This window comes from Candidatus Phyllobacterium onerii (assembly GCF_028331445.1).
Lineage (GTDB): Bacteria > Pseudomonadota > Alphaproteobacteria > Rhizobiales > Rhizobiaceae > Phyllobacterium > Phyllobacterium onerii.
This window is the reverse complement of the sequence record NZ_JAQMHX010000026.1, coordinates 1-13,698: the sequence shown is the minus strand read 5'-3', so window position 1 is coordinate 13,698 and position 13,698 is coordinate 1. Positions and strand designations below refer to the sequence as shown.

General features: G+C 55.6%; 11 protein-coding genes. 8 read left to right on the top strand and 3 right to left on the bottom strand.

Features of this window, described 5'->3' with window-relative positions; genetic code table 11:
* Positions 1–77: 77 nt before the first annotated feature.
* The 8 genes from PHA01_RS28045 (at position 78) to PHA01_RS28010 (ending at position 6,891) form a co-directional block, all read left to right on the top strand.
* Complete coding sequence (locus PHA01_RS28045; RefSeq protein ID WP_271899544.1) at positions 78–1,352, top strand: epoxide hydrolase family protein; 1,275 nt, start codon at positions 78–80, stop codon at positions 1,350–1,352.
* A 28-nt stretch (positions 1,353–1,380) separates the two neighbouring features.
* Complete coding sequence (locus PHA01_RS28040) at positions 1,381–1,821, top strand: organic hydroperoxide resistance protein (RefSeq protein WP_271899564.1); 441 nt, start codon at positions 1,381–1,383, stop codon at positions 1,819–1,821.
* A 24-nt stretch (positions 1,822–1,845) separates the two neighbouring features.
* The gene (locus tag PHA01_RS28035) at positions 1,846–2,925 is read left to right on the top strand and encodes an alpha/beta fold hydrolase (RefSeq protein ID WP_271899543.1); all 1,080 of its coding nucleotides are present in this window, start codon (positions 1,846–1,848) and stop codon (positions 2,923–2,925) included.
* On the top strand, positions 2,922–3,431 hold the full coding sequence (locus PHA01_RS28030; protein ID WP_271899542.1) for a cytochrome P460 family protein: 510 nt from the start codon (positions 2,922–2,924) through the stop codon (positions 3,429–3,431). The genes PHA01_RS28035 and PHA01_RS28030 overlap by 4 nt, the downstream gene beginning before the upstream one ends.
* 33 nt (positions 3,432–3,464) lie before the next feature.
* On the top strand, positions 3,465–4,304 hold the full coding sequence (locus PHA01_RS28025) for an oxidoreductase (RefSeq protein ID WP_271899541.1): 840 nt from the start codon (positions 3,465–3,467) through the stop codon (positions 4,302–4,304).
* 68 nt (positions 4,305–4,372) lie between these two features.
* Positions 4,373–5,152 (top strand): alpha/beta fold hydrolase, encoded by a 780-nt coding sequence (locus PHA01_RS28020; RefSeq protein WP_271899540.1) that lies wholly within the window; start codon positions 4,373–4,375, stop codon positions 5,150–5,152.
* 153 nt (positions 5,153–5,305) lie between these two features.
* Positions 5,306–5,872 carry a TetR/AcrR family transcriptional regulator gene (locus PHA01_RS28015; protein ID WP_271899539.1) on the top strand — a complete coding sequence of 189 codons (567 nt, stop codon included), beginning with the start codon at positions 5,306–5,308 and terminating at the stop codon, positions 5,870–5,872.
* 50 nt (positions 5,873–5,922) lie between these two features.
* Entirely contained in the window at positions 5,923–6,891 is a 969-nt protein-coding gene (locus PHA01_RS28010) for a quinone oxidoreductase family protein (protein WP_271899538.1), read from the top strand.
* 311 nt (positions 6,892–7,202) lie between these two features.
* On the opposite strand, the gene PHA01_RS28005 is transcribed toward PHA01_RS28010, so the two are convergent.
* The 3 genes from PHA01_RS28005 to PHA01_RS27995 form a co-directional block, all read right to left on the bottom strand.
* Positions 7,203–7,883, bottom strand: coding sequence for a DUF2161 domain-containing phosphodiesterase (locus PHA01_RS28005; protein WP_271899537.1), 681 nt, complete (start codon positions 7,881–7,883; stop codon positions 7,203–7,205).
* A 964-nt stretch (positions 7,884–8,847) separates the two neighbouring features.
* Positions 8,848–10,245 (bottom strand): cytochrome P450 family protein, encoded by a 1,398-nt coding sequence (locus PHA01_RS28000; protein WP_271899536.1) that lies wholly within the window; start codon positions 10,243–10,245, stop codon positions 8,848–8,850.
* Positions 10,246–10,570: 325 nt separating this feature from the next.
* Entirely contained in the window at positions 10,571–11,458 is an 888-nt protein-coding gene (locus PHA01_RS27995; RefSeq protein ID WP_271899535.1) for a helix-turn-helix domain-containing protein, read from the bottom strand.
* Positions 11,459–13,698 lie beyond the last annotated feature (2,240 nt).

The window sequence follows — 13,698 nt, the reverse complement described above, 5'->3', positions numbered from 1 at the left end:
ACAGCGCATAACGGGCGTTTCCTGGGGTCTCAATCTAAATGTGCCCACAGAAGTCGCTTTTTTCGAGGAGTATCGTCATGCCCGTAACATCATTATTGCCGACGAGGCGTCATTTTCTGATCGGCTCTGCCGCCGCGGGGGCCCTGAGCATACTTCCGGCGCGCGTGCGCGCAGCGGTCAAGGGCGATGCGATCCGTCCTTTCCGGGTCGACGTTCCGGACCAAGCGCTTGCCGATCTGCGCCAGCGACTGGTGATGACACGCTTACCTGCCCGGGAGACCGTTATCGACCAGTCCCAGGGCGTGCAACTCGCCAAGCTTCAGGAGCTGCTGCACCACTGGGCGACGGATTACGACTGGCGCAAGGTTGAGGCGAAGCTCAACGCACTCCCAATGTTCATGACCGAAATCGATGGCCTCGACATTCACTTCATCCACGTCCGTTCCCCCCACGAGAACGCCCTGCCGATGATCATGACGCACGGCTGGCCCGGGTCGATCCTGGAGATGATTAAGGTGATCGGGCCACTCACTGACCCAACAGCGCATGGCGGCAGCGCCGACGACGCGTTCCATCTTGTCGTGCCCTCGATCCCCGGCTTCGGATTCTCCGGAAAACCAACTACGACGGGTTGGGGCTCCGACCATATCGGTCGTGCATGGGCGACGCTCATGCAGCGGTTGGGATATGACCGCTACGTGTCACAGGGCGGTGACTGCGGCTCCGTCATCTCGCACCGCATGGCGCTGCAGAATGTACCGGGCCTGATCGGCATTCACGTCAATATGCCCGGGACTGTCCCGAAAGAGATTGCGTCCATCCTTACTGCAGGTGGACCGGCTCCAGATAATCTGAGCGAAAAGGAAAAAGCGGCTTTCAAGGCGCTTGATACCTTTTACAAAGACAGCTCCGGCTATGCGGCCATGATGGTAACGCGGCCGCAGACAATCGGTTATTCGCTGGTGGATTCACCCGCCGGCCTCGCTGCATGGATCTATGAGAAGTTCGCGACATGGCCCTACAGCGACGGGGATCCGGAGAAGGTTTTGACCCGCGACGAAATGCTCGATGATATCTCGCTTTATTGGCTGACGGGTACCGGAGCCTCTGCGGCGCAAATCTATTGGGAAGACCATTCCAATAATTTCAACGCCGTCGACATCGCGACGATGCCCGTGGCCGTGAGCGTCTTTCCTGGAGAGATTTATTGCGCGCCGCGGACGTGGGCTGAGCGGTGTTACCATAACCTGGTCTATTTCAATGAAGTCGAAGACGGCGGTCATTTTGCCGCTTGGGAGCAGCCACAGCTCTTCACCCAAGAGGTGCGAAACGCGTTCAGGTCGCTGCGCTGATGACTGGTATCTGTGAGGAAATCATATGATGAGCCGGCATGAGACATTGCTCTATACCGCCAAAGTCCGCACCACCGGCGGGCGTAAACACGGCAAGTCCCGCAGTTCTGACGGCCGACTCGACATCAGGTTTTCGGTTCCCGGCATCCCAGGCAGCGGCACCAATCCCGAACAGCTGTTTGCCGCCGGCTGGTCGGCTTGTTTCGAAGGGGCGATTCAGATTGAAGCCAAGCGAACGAACGTCGCACTTCCGGCAGACCTGGCAATTGACGCCGAGGTGGATTTGAATGTCTCGGCCGGCGCATATTTTCTCTGTGTCCGCCTGAACGTCAGCCTGCCTGGCGTCGAGGACGACGTCGCCCGCGCCTTGCTGAATGCCGCCCATCAGACTTGCCCGTATTCCAAGGCTACGCGTGGCAAGATCGATGTCGCAATCAATCTGGTCAAAATTACCCCCAATCAAGCCTAATGCATACTTGAAGGAAATCCTGATATGGCCACCAGAAAAACCCCTGAACCTATCGATCACACTCGCCGCCGCTTTTTTGGAACAGCGGCCGCAGCTTTTGCCGTTGCCGAACTCGCTATCACCGGGACTGCAAACGCCCAGGCAGAGAAGACACCGCCAAAGCTCTCAGCTACCGTTCCTGCGCCGCGCACAACTTTCCGCTCGCTGAAACAGATCGAGGCCGGCGATTTGAACGTGGGATATGCCGAAGAAGGTCCCGCCGACGGATCTCCGGTCATTCTTTTGCACGGCTGGCCATACGACATCCACAGCTACGTCGATGTCGTTCCAATCCTGGCGTCGGCCGGGTATCGGGTCATCGTCCCGCACTTGCGCGGCCACGGCACCACACATTTTCTATCGGCTGAAACGGTCCGGAACGGCCAGCAAGCGGTGATCGCGGCCGATGTCATCGCGCTGATGGATGCACTCGCGATTAAAAAAGCGGTGATCGGCGGCTACGATTGGGGCGCACGGACGGCCAACATCGTGGCGGCGCTTTGGCCCGAGCGCTGCAAGGCCATGGTCTCCGCCAGTGGTTATCTCATCGGGAGCCAGGAAGCCAACAAGATGCCACTGCCGCCCGAAGCCGAACTCGCATGGTGGTATCAGTTCTACTTTGCCACCGAGCGCGGCAGGGCCGGTTACGAGAAATACACGCGGGATTTTGCCAAGCTTATCTGGCGGCTTGCATCGCCGCAGTGGAAGTTCGACGATGCCGTCTTTGACCGCAGCGCTGCCGCCTTTGACAATCCGGATCATGTCGCGATCGTAATTCACAATTATCGCTGGCGGCTCGGCCTGGCTGAAGGCGAATCCAAGTATGACGATCTTGAAAAGCGCCTGGCCCAAGGTCCAATCATTACGGTGCCAACCATAACCCTCGAGGGCGACGCCAACGGGGCACCCCATCCCGACGCCGGCACCTATTCCAAGAAGTTTTCCGGCAAGTATGCACACCGCGTGATAAAGGCCGGCATCGGCCACAACCTGCCTCAAGAAGCGCCTCGCGCGTTCGCCGAGGCTATCATCGACGTCGACGGTTTTGAGGAGCGTGCGCCATGAAAGCTGGTCATCTGGTGTTTCTTGCCGTCGCAGCGGGATCAGGAATCGCGGCAATTGCGGCCGCCGCCGACGGCGATCCCAATGCGCGGGCAGCGTCGCCGATCTACGGCGTCACCATTCCCGAAGGTTATCGGCATTGGGAGTTGATCGCGCCCGCCCAGGAAGGCGAACCTCTCAATGAGCTTCGGGCGGTCCTCGGGAACACGGTTGCGGTGAATGCGTATCGCGAGGGAAAACTTCCTTTCCCCGACGGAACCATCCTGACGAAGCTCGCCTGGAAACATGTTCAGTCGCCCGAATTCGAACCAGCCTCCATTCCCGGCGCCGCGACGACTGTCCAGATTATGGTCAAGGACTCGAAGAAATACCCCACCACCGGCGGCTGGGGATTTGGCCGATTTGTGAACGGCAAGCCTGTCGACGCAGCCCAGCATGAAACGTGCTTCACCTGCCATGAGGCCCGCGTAAAAGATCACGACTTCGTCTTTACGCGGTTTGCACCCTAGTCAAGTTGAGCTTTTACCTGAGGAGAAGGATTCATGTCGCAACGGTGGTTCATAACTGGCAGCTCGCGCGGTATCGGCCGAGCCCTGTCAGAGGCCGTGCTCAACGCCGGTCATCGTCTCGTCGCCAGCGCGCGGGAACCCGCATTGCTGAGTGATCTTGAGGAGCGCTATGGAGATGCGGTTAGAACTGTCGCGCTTGATGTGACAGATCCAATCGCCGCTAACGAGGCCATGCGCGTTGCCGGCGATAATTTCGGCGGGATCGATGTCCTCGTGAACAATGCCGGATACGGCAACATTAATTCTGTCGAAGATACCGACCTTGATGATTTTCGCAGACAGATCGAAACAAACTTGTTCGGAACCATTATCGTCACCAAGGCCGCTATCCCTTTGATGCGGGAGCAGCGTGCAGGTCATATCATTCAATTCTCGTCAGTGGGTGGCCGGATCGGTGCTCCGGGCCGTGCACCCTACTCCGCTGCCAAATGGGGTGTAGAGGGCTTCTCCGAAGTTCTCGCCCGGGAGATGGCGCTCATCGGCGTCAAGGTCACCATCATTGAGCCCGGAGGTTTCCGCACTGATTTCGCTGGGTCCTCGACGGAACTGCGTGAAGGTCGGCCCGAATATGAGGCGGTCGTCGGTCAAGCGGCGAGCGTGCAGCGTCAATTAAACGGAAGACAGCCGGGCGATCCTTCACGCGCCGCCCAAGTCATACTTGGGGTCGCCGCAATGGATAAGCCGCCGTTGCGGCTGCCGCTCGGAAGCGATGCTTTGGCTGTCATCCAGCAGGCTGATCGGGCGAAGCTGGAAGAACTGGAACGCTGGCGGACCCTTAGTGTATCCACCGACTATCCGCGGGCCCAAGTCTGATACATCACCGACTTGAGCGTCAGTAAACTGAAACGACCCTGTAAAAAATGTCAGAAAGGAAAATCCGGATGGACAAGTTATTGGCGGCACTCGCGATGGCGGGCGTCCTATTGAGCGATTTGCAAGTGCATGCACAGCAGCCTGAAAAACCCACAATCGTCCTCGTGCACGGGGCATTCGCCGATGCGTCAAGCTGGAGCGGCGTCATCAAAATACTAGAGAAAGACGGCTATCCGATAGTGGCAGCCGCCAATCCTCTGCGCGGCGTCGCGAGCGATGCGGAGTACATCGGCAACATCGTGTCCAGTGTAAAATCCACGGTTGTTTTGGTCGGCCATTCCTATGGCGGCAGCGTCGTCAGCTCGGCGGCAAACGGCCATGACAACGTGAAAGCCTTGGTCTGTGTCAGCGCGTTTGCGCCGGAAGCGGGCGAAACCGCCGTTGGCTTGACAGGTAAGTTTCCGGGGAGCACGCTCGGTCCGACACTCGCGCCGCCCGTCAAGCTCTCTGGCGGTGGGACCGATCTCTACATACAGCAGGACAAGTTCCACGATCAGTTTGCAGCGGACGTCCCCCAGGCCGATGCCAAACTAATGGCCACAACACAGCGGCCGGTTACAGAAGCCGCCCTGAATGAGGCATCGGGCGATCCAGCCTGGAAACATATTTCCTCGTGGTTCGTCTACGGCGACAAAGACAAGAATATACCGCCGCAGTCGCTGGCATTCATGGCAGAGCGGGCGCATTCGCACCATACCGTCATCGTCAAGGGTGCTTCGCATGTGGTGATGGTCCCAAATCCAGAACCTGTTGCGCGGCTGATTGAAAGCGCAGCCGTTGGCAAATAGCTGGCCTCTCGGCGCGAACCATCCCAGAAGGGCAGCATCGTGATGCTGTCCTTCTGCTTGCCTGATGATGGGCCATGGGGCGTTTCCATGCCGGACTAATCTACTTCACAGAGTCATTCTTGACAGATCGTTCCATTATTCCTAGATAGCGGTATGGCACGGACTAAGGAATTCGATAAAGAAATGGCGCTGGACGCGGCAATCGGCGTGTTTCGCGAGCATGGCTTCCACGGCACATCCACGGACATGCTTGTGCGCGCCATGAAGATCGGGAGGCAGAGCCTCTATGACACTTTCGGCGACAAGTGGAAGCTTTACTGCCTCGCCGTGGAGCGCTATTCGACAGAAGAAACCAATGCACACCTCGTAATGCTGCGCAAGGAACCGCGCGCAGTCGATAGTATCCAGGCGATGATGGACCGCGTGGTAGAAACAGCGGAGCAAGCCTGCCTCGGCATCAGTTCCATTTGCGAGTTCGGCCAAAGCCGTGCAGAACTCACACACATTTATCAAACCGCGGACCGACGTCTGATGCACGCCACGCGCCAGCGCTTGGACGAGGCTCGAGCCGCGGGCGATATAAGCGGAACGTTGTCCTCCGACGAGATGGCAGATTTCCTTTTTGCTAGCGTCGCGGGCATCCGCATCGCCGCACGCAGCGGCGCAAGCCGGAAGCAGTTGAAATCCCTCGGACGCCTGGCGCTTCGCGCGATTGACTAGCTAAAAATTTTGGCCAATTTTGGAACAATCAGTCAAGAAAAGGAGAAGTTATGAAAGCCGTGGTTATGAAAAAAGTCGGAGGCACCGACGTGATGGAATTCGTCGATCGCCCAGATCCGGTGGTGATGCCGGGACATGCCGTCGTCGAAGTCGCCGCCGCCGGTGTGAACTTCATGGACATTGGGGTGCGCCAAGGCATGGCGTGGACTGAGATGCCGAATCCGAAAATTCTCGGCGTTGAAGGCGCGGGGCGCGTGTTATCCGTCGGCAATGGGGTCGACGGTTTTGCAGTCGGAGATCGGGTTGCCTGGGTCTACGCACCCGGAAGCTATGCCCAGCGCCATTCCATTTTGGCAGATTCACTTGTTAAAATTCCCGACGCCATCGACGATCGTACGGCCGCATCAGTCATGATGCAGGGTCTGACCGCTAGTCACTTTGCCACCGACTTCTATCCTGTGCAGCCGGAGGACATCGCTCTCGTTCATGCGGCTGCCGGTGGGTTAGGCCTTCTACTGACCCAGATCATAAAGTTGAGGGGCGGACGCGTGATTGGACGCGTCTCGTCGGAAGACAAGATCGCGGCAGCAAAGGAAGCTGGTGCCGATCACGTCGTCGTCGATACCGGGGGACAGTTCGCAGAGGACGTCCTCCACCTGACCGGGGGGGAAGGCGTTAATGTTGTCTATGACGGTTCGGGCCCCAAAACGTTCCAGGGCTCACTTGATTCGCTCCGCCGCTCCGGTACGTTCTGCTGGTACGGGCCGGTGCTCGGTGGCCCCGGTCCATTGGACATCATGAGCCTGCCCAAAAGCATCAAGATCGGCTACGCGATCTTTTTCGACCACATCCACACGCCCGAACTCTTTCGCGCCCGCGTGCAGCGGCTTTTTGGCTGGATCGAAGACGGTTCGCTGACGTTGAAGATCGGCGGCGTCTATGCGCTTGCTGAAGCCGCTCGGGCGCATACCGACATGGAAAGCCGGGCCACAACCGGCAAGCTGCTGTTGATTGCATAATAGACGATAAACAGGTCCACGGTCGGCTTTGGTCTTCCATCAATCCGAAGAGCGTCTTTCCCAATGTGGACAAATCGCCAACCGTAGCTGTCCATGCGGCAACAACTTTGTGTTCGAGTCGACAAGGACGGCGTGGCTGGCATCCAGACAGTCCGCCTGACCCAATGGCGAAACTGTGACCCACAACCTGCAGTTCCAAATGAGGCATTATGCGATTTTCGAAGCACGGAGCGGCGGCAGATCCGGCACAAACGATGCATAGGGCGAGGCGCGATCTTCTCTAACGCACATTCGGAATGAACAACCAACGCTCAAATGCCAGGGTTACTGGCGCCCTGCACATCCGGCTGCGGCCATCGCTGCAGCGCGATGCGGCCAGCTTCTGTCAACGCATAGACGCCCCTATCGAGGCGCTCAAACCAGCCATAAACATTTGAAAGCAATATCTTGCCCGCGTCCGGTACGTTGGTTCTCATATCACGCACTCGCAGCGGTCCTGCCGTCAGAGTTGCCGCACAGGCAAGCGCCTGCTGCCGATATGCCGTCATAATTGGCGTGCGGGTACTACCACCAGGCACCGGATCTCCGCGTCGTTTCTGGTGTTCGCGCATAAGCCGCGAACGCCGCTTTGGATCGGTCCGCGGCATTGGTGATATGGAATTAACGATGACGCTGACCTCGCCGGCATCGGAAATGCCCAGCATACCAACGCCAAGCCTGCGGCAGAGGTTGCGGTAGCGTTTGTCGGCTTGACGACCTCTGCCGCTGGACGATATCCGGGCAGCGATCCAGACCTCGTTTGAAATGGTCGACCGGTCGACCGCCTGCAAAATGAGCTCCAGATTGAAACTCAATTTTAGCTCGGCGACCACGACAACCGGCGGATCGTCATTACTGAGGCCGACAAGATCGCAGCCGCCAACCTCGCCCTTGACGACGTAACCTGCCTTTTCAAGAAAGCTTTTTACCGGCAGATAGAGCGAAGTTTCCATGGATACAGATCAAATCGGAGAATCGTTTGACAAAAAGCTACACCGATATGGCAGCCAGGGACACCGCATTTGCCTCGCATTGAGAAGTATCTAACCCACGACCCCACTGAAATCTTTTCGCGGCCTGTTCAATTGCAGAAGCTGCCAGCAACCCTTCCTTTGAAAATGCCGATAATAGGCAAATTCAGGCTTTTTTGATTGTAGTTTAAAAGAGTACAATCCAGGTCGATACTTCATTCTAGACCGCAAGGGAGCCAATCGAACGGCTGCTATGCCCCCTCATGTCGGCCGTTGAGGTCAGTTTTGCCACCACCTGAAAGCAGACATTGCAGACGACCACGCTGAGGTCGCCGTTGCGCCAGAACCAGACGCCAGTCACATTTGGCCAAACCTCCAGATTATGCTTTGTAGACTGTGTGCATTACGCCGAAGTCGAGGTGCTACGTTAACGGATGGATGGTGCCAGCGAGACTACGCAGCCAATCACAACGTGCCATTTTCAGCGCCCGTCGCACGCTCCAAGGTGATGACATCATTGGCCAAAAGTTCCATTCCTCCCTCGCATGCGTGGGACGCGGCTCCCACACCGTTGCCTCACCTGTCATCGCCGAGAATAGACCCAACGACAGCGACGGCGTCTCCGCCCCCAGACATCGCGATATGTCCGGCAAACACGCCGCCGTCTAGTACGGCGATGGTGCCTGCGATTCTGCCGACGCCGCGAGTTGCTATAACGCCGCGAAGAACTGCGTCGCTGCGCTAGTTCGACAGGCGTGCCATCAGGGGCGTGACCCTTCGCGCTTTCATCTTGCTCCGAATCGGAGGTTATCGGTTCGACGTCCGCCATCGGCAAGGCTAGAACTGGCAACGATTTGGTAATCGCCGCAAAAGTGACCGCGCCAATCAGGGTCGACAAGAAAGTTCGTCTGTTCACGATGCCTCCCGGACCATCAGTTTGTTGCAGCTATACGACGCGTGCAAAACCGATATCATCACCAATCACCGTTGTTGGCCCGATCGGCAGCGGCTCAGGGTTGGCAATATTGAGTTTCATGAACTCGATCTTGTCTTTCGAAACCTTTCGCAGAAAATCTTCAAAGGCTTGAATGGTCAATTGCTCGCCCGGACAGCGACGATAACCAAAGCCAAAAGGCGCAAAGCCTGCATAGTCGCAGACGGGGAGCTGCTTACCGTCAGCGACACCGAAAACAGTACCGAACCCACTGTTGTGCAGCGCAGCCTTGCGACCGTCTTTCACATCGAACGATGTCAAGTCGAATGGGCATTTGGCAAAACCGATCTGCTTGGCTTTGGCTTCATCGATATCGGCGCTCGTAGGAGCATCCTTATATCGTGAAGGATCAAATTTTTTGGGGTTCGTCCAGTGCACGGGGTCCACGCTCGTCGAGGTGTGGGGACTGATGATGTAACCGTGTCGGTCGAATTGTGGCGTTTGTGTTTCTCCAAGCGCAGAAATGCTGCCGCCATTTGGCGAAATCAGCCGGAACAACTCCATGACGAATGCCTCGAGAGGCGTGAATGGGGCACCGTCTGCGTTGTCCGGATCACCCTCCATGGTTTGCTTGAAAGAAGCCTTGATATCCGGGTCACCCACACCATTGGCCAGACGGAGCATGATATTGTAAATGGTATTGCCCCACTGACTGAATGCCACGAAGTTGTGAAAGCATTCGAACACCACGTCCTTGTGATTGAAATACGCGCTCTCTTCGCCGTTCTTGATCCAGTACCACGCAAACGTCTTTTCCGGATCTGTGGTCTTTCCTGACGTGATATCGGCGAGCTTTTCATCGATCCATGATTTCAAGAAGTCGAGATGGGATCGCACGATCATATAATTTTCGTAGACGATGCGCGTCGTTGGGTCTCGGTAAGCGAGAACCGTGTTGAAACTCTCGCCTATTTGACGGACACGCTCCGGTATCTCGTCACCCGAGACGCCCAGATGCAAATCCCAGTACAGATCCCAAAACGAATTCAGGTAGACGCGCATCAGCGGCCGTCCCGCATTGGCTTCGGACATTAACTGGTCAAAAAACGCTGTAACCTTGCCGCCATACTTTTCACGATAGAGATCTGGCGTTACCGCCGACATGTAAATCCTCTTGCGACGGTTATCCGGTCCTCGCTTCTCCAATCCTTGAAGAAATACTGTCACGCCATCTTCCGGCGCGGGCCTCCATGTCGGGCTGAGAAGACCCCATAAATCGTTGGGAAGAGCGTTCTCCTTCGTGAGTGCAAGATCAATCATCGGAAGAAACGACCGCTCACCCTCAAAAACGCTCACCAGGAAATGCGGAACGATCACGTTCTCGATATAGGCTGGGTCAAAATCTTTCATGAATTGGGCGCGTAAACGAGCAGCTGTTGCTGCAAATTCACTAGGCGATGGTGGATCATTTAACGGAGGGTTATAGTGGGCTAGTACTGGTTGCGCTGATAGTGCCGCCACCGAGGTAGCGCTCCCCGTGAGAAAAGTCCTGCGTTTCATAGCAAAATCCTCCCTTACCTACGCTGGTGTCCGCAAGCATGCAGGTTCATCGCATTTGACGATTGATACTGGGGGCTATAGCACATTCAGGTTATGAGTTATTAGGTAGGGAATCCCGCCTTTAGGCCGAGCGTCCCAAAATCCGGATGCGGTCAATCTAGGCACTACGCTGGCGTTATCCGTGAAGTTTGCGCAAGAGCAGGCCAAATCGCTCTTCCGGTTTGTTCGCGGCGAGATCGGTGGCGGGCCGATTCGGCAGACCGCCATGGATACCGGTCCTAACATCGCTCGGTGTGTAGCCGAACTCGCGTCTGAATGCCCGACTAAACTCTGCGCCGTCGGTAAAGCAGCGCTGTTCGGCGATATCTACGATCCGACGTTGATCGCAAGGATCCGCAAGGACTGCATGCGCGTCAATGAGACGTCGGCGCTGCAGGTAATGGGCGACACCGCCATAGGGTTCGAACAACCTATATAGCCGTGTGCGCGAGACACCAAGTTCGCGGGCAACGCCGTCGATGCGGAAATCAGCATCAAATAGTTTGCGCTGCAAAAGGCGTCGTGCCCTCTGCAGAAGCACCATCGAAATGGGTTCTTCCGCTTCTTGAATGCGGTCAGCAGTCGGTGACGCACATGCAAGAATCATAGCCTTGGTCGCAGCCGCGAGATTACCCAGATCGGTGACCTCGAGGTTCGCAAGCCTTTTCGCAAGACCAAGCAGGAAATCTGATAACAACTGGCCCATGCCCGTGTCGATCGTCGAGAACTCTATCGCGCCCAGCACACGCGCCACCTCCTGGCAGAAGTCACGCGGAACGAACAAGATCAGCATTTCGCTGTCAGTAACGGATCCCTCGAAGGACCCGCCAAGAGGATGGACCTGTACAACTCCCGCACCTCCGCGGAAGGACCGGGAGGAGATCGACGTTTCGGTGGTTCCTCTAAGCACGAGGGTCACGGCCCAATGGTCAAGTGGGTCGCGCCGTGTATGGCCACGAACGCTCGCAAAGTTCAGCTCGTTCGTTTTGATATGGGTAAGGGCGATGGGACCCAGATCCCACATTCTCTGCTTTCCAACGAAAGGAGCTGGATCATTGTCCACCCCTGTTAGCTCAACCATGGGAGCAAAGTTGCGACGCCAAGCATCGAACCGAGATTCTTCAGGCAGCTTGTCAACATTCAATTCAAATACGGAAATTGCCGCGCTGTGGGCTTCGGTATGGGTGGCTGGCTGTGTATCCCGATGAGCCGGAACCTCCCCGTATGCATCAGGATTTCTGCCCGATGCAGGACCGTAACCCATGCCGCGTGGTGTCTTTGCCTCAGCAAATGCACACTCAGAAGTGGCGGATCTTCGCACTGAGACTTGAGGATATGGAACGTTCATTATCGTCACCTCTCGTAAAGCTGATAAAAGAACAATGCCGATTAAGAATGTTCGAGCACATACAGCTGATTTCGCACAGTACGTAACGGTTACATGACGCGCGCAAAAAATTACATTGTGGAGAGTACTGAGCCGACAGGATCACTTATACGCGACCGACGGCAAAGCATAGCGCCAGAACTTGGCGGCCAAACCCAAAGGCATTATTTGCCCGCATTTGTTGCGATGAAGCATCGAATACTCTTCAACCGCTAAACACCAGCAGGAACTTCTGGCTTATAGTGTTTGAAGCTCGGCTTCGCCTGAAAATCTGACGCTCGGCAGTAGGGTCGCAACCTTTGTGATAATCTTGAGCACGGAGTGCCGGCCGGCCACCTTGTGTAAAAAACGTTGGTGGGTACGGAGCCAGATTCATGGCTGCAAGCGCGGCGCCGGGCATGCATGGCGTGCCCTATCGTCGGTAATGCGGTGGACTAATAAATCAAGGAGTCGTGGCGGCACGAGTACCGTGCGCGAGAACTTCCTGAGGTGAATATAGGAAACTACGGGTTCGGCCGCTGGTTCTGATCAAGGCATTATTCCTGTCTCAGCACTTGCCGTGCTTGGTGCCCCTCTTTCCACTTTTGGAGGACGAAAGCGGTTGTCATTTATTTTCCGGCTTCTTCGGAGCGGGTGCTTGTGTGCGGCGCTTTTTTAAACTCCGTCTCCGCAGCAAGCCAAATGCGATAACCGCCGCGAGAACGACCGGAGCCCATATAAGCACAATTAGCGAAACAAGCTTTGCCACCGTTGAGTTCTCCAGGCATCTTTTAGGCACCACCCACAACCGTTTCGTAGATCGGATTGTGTGTGTACCCCATCATCCGATTTGAGAATGTTGCAGCCAGGCAATAGCATTCAGTACGCTAGTCAAAAATCATCGGTTCCCATCTTTCATTCAAAGTATCTTTAATCTGTCTGGTGACTAAAGGTTACGCAAAAGCTGAATGATTAAACCATAAAAATTGAGTGCTTATCAGATGATCAGTCCACCAACTCACGTCATCTTCGGGTCCGAATTCTAGAATGGCATGGATGGCTTAGCGTTGCTGCAATGCAAACCCGACTGACGCGTTTAGATTTGCCGCAGTTAGATTGCATCGTACCGACGGCCGTAAATGAGTAAGCCGGGAATATATTACCCGACCTTTGGGTATCAGTCCTGGCACAAGGTAAACAGTTTATCGCGCACAGTCAGTATCTACTAATGTATTGGCAAAGCAGAAATGGAAATCATCGTTCGAAAGTGGAGATCCCGGATGGAGATTGATTTAGGCGAAGTGCTTGCCGATGCCCTCTGCCAATCTGGATCGTACTATGCCCCACCTTGGGAAGGCGAGGACACGAAGCACCTCGACGGTTCAGGAGTTTAAGCACTCGCGTCGATGTGATGGCCGCTGTGCGCCAGAACAGGCTATTCGTGATCAATGCATTTAACGGCTGCTTTGCGCCTTCAAAGCGGTTTTTGAATAGTCCCAGCCAATCCCGGGAAGCAGACAGTATGGGGGCCTTGAAAAGAGCGAAACCATAGATCCCATTATCCCGTGCCGCGGTCGCGTTCGAACTCTGTTTGGTAGGACTGGTCCGAGAGCACAACGATGTTGTTGAACTCGACGCCGACCGATGCCTATCTTGCGTTAATATCCAATTGACATTGCATATCTTGGTCGGCTTTTTACTGAGTAGATTTACATCTACAATTGCAACCAAGATTTAGAAGCTACGTTTTTGTGGGTTAGCGGCTTACCCTTTGGCTATGGAAATTACGGAATTATGTAGCAAAAGCCACCAAATTCAATCTAATTATATGATAATATTATAGATTTTACGTTTTGTTTAACACCAAAATGTCGATTGCTATTACAGTACAACAACTG

What these genes read in the sequence shown, in the direction of transcription:
- PHA01_RS28045 (WP_271899544.1), top strand. Translation starts at nt 78, where the DNA reads ATGCCCGTAACATCATTATTGCCGACGAGGCGTCATTTTCTGATCGGC.
- PHA01_RS28040 (WP_271899564.1), top strand. Translation starts at nt 1,381, where the DNA reads ATGAGCCGGCATGAGACATTGCTCTATACCGCCAAAGTCCGCACCACC.
- PHA01_RS28035 (WP_271899543.1), top strand. Translation starts at nt 1,846, where the DNA reads ATGGCCACCAGAAAAACCCCTGAACCTATCGATCACACTCGCCGCCGC.
- PHA01_RS28030 (WP_271899542.1), top strand. Translation starts at nt 2,922, where the DNA reads ATGAAAGCTGGTCATCTGGTGTTTCTTGCCGTCGCAGCGGGATCAGGA.
- PHA01_RS28025 (WP_271899541.1), top strand. Translation starts at nt 3,465, where the DNA reads ATGTCGCAACGGTGGTTCATAACTGGCAGCTCGCGCGGTATCGGCCGA.
- PHA01_RS28020 (WP_271899540.1), top strand. Translation starts at nt 4,373, where the DNA reads ATGGACAAGTTATTGGCGGCACTCGCGATGGCGGGCGTCCTATTGAGC.
- PHA01_RS28015 (WP_271899539.1), top strand. Translation starts at nt 5,306, where the DNA reads ATGGCACGGACTAAGGAATTCGATAAAGAAATGGCGCTGGACGCGGCA.
- PHA01_RS28010 (WP_271899538.1), top strand. Translation starts at nt 5,923, where the DNA reads ATGAAAGCCGTGGTTATGAAAAAAGTCGGAGGCACCGACGTGATGGAA.
- PHA01_RS28005 (WP_271899537.1), bottom strand. Translation starts at nt 7,883, where the DNA reads ATGGAAACTTCGCTCTATCTGCCGGTAAAAAGCTTTCTTGAAAAGGCA.
- PHA01_RS28000 (WP_271899536.1), bottom strand. Translation starts at nt 10,245, where the DNA reads ATGAAAGATTTTGACCCAGCCTATATCGAGAACGTGATCGTTCCGCAT.
- PHA01_RS27995 (WP_271899535.1), bottom strand. Translation starts at nt 11,458, where the DNA reads ATGTGGGATCTGGGTCCCATCGCCCTTACCCATATCAAAACGAACGAG.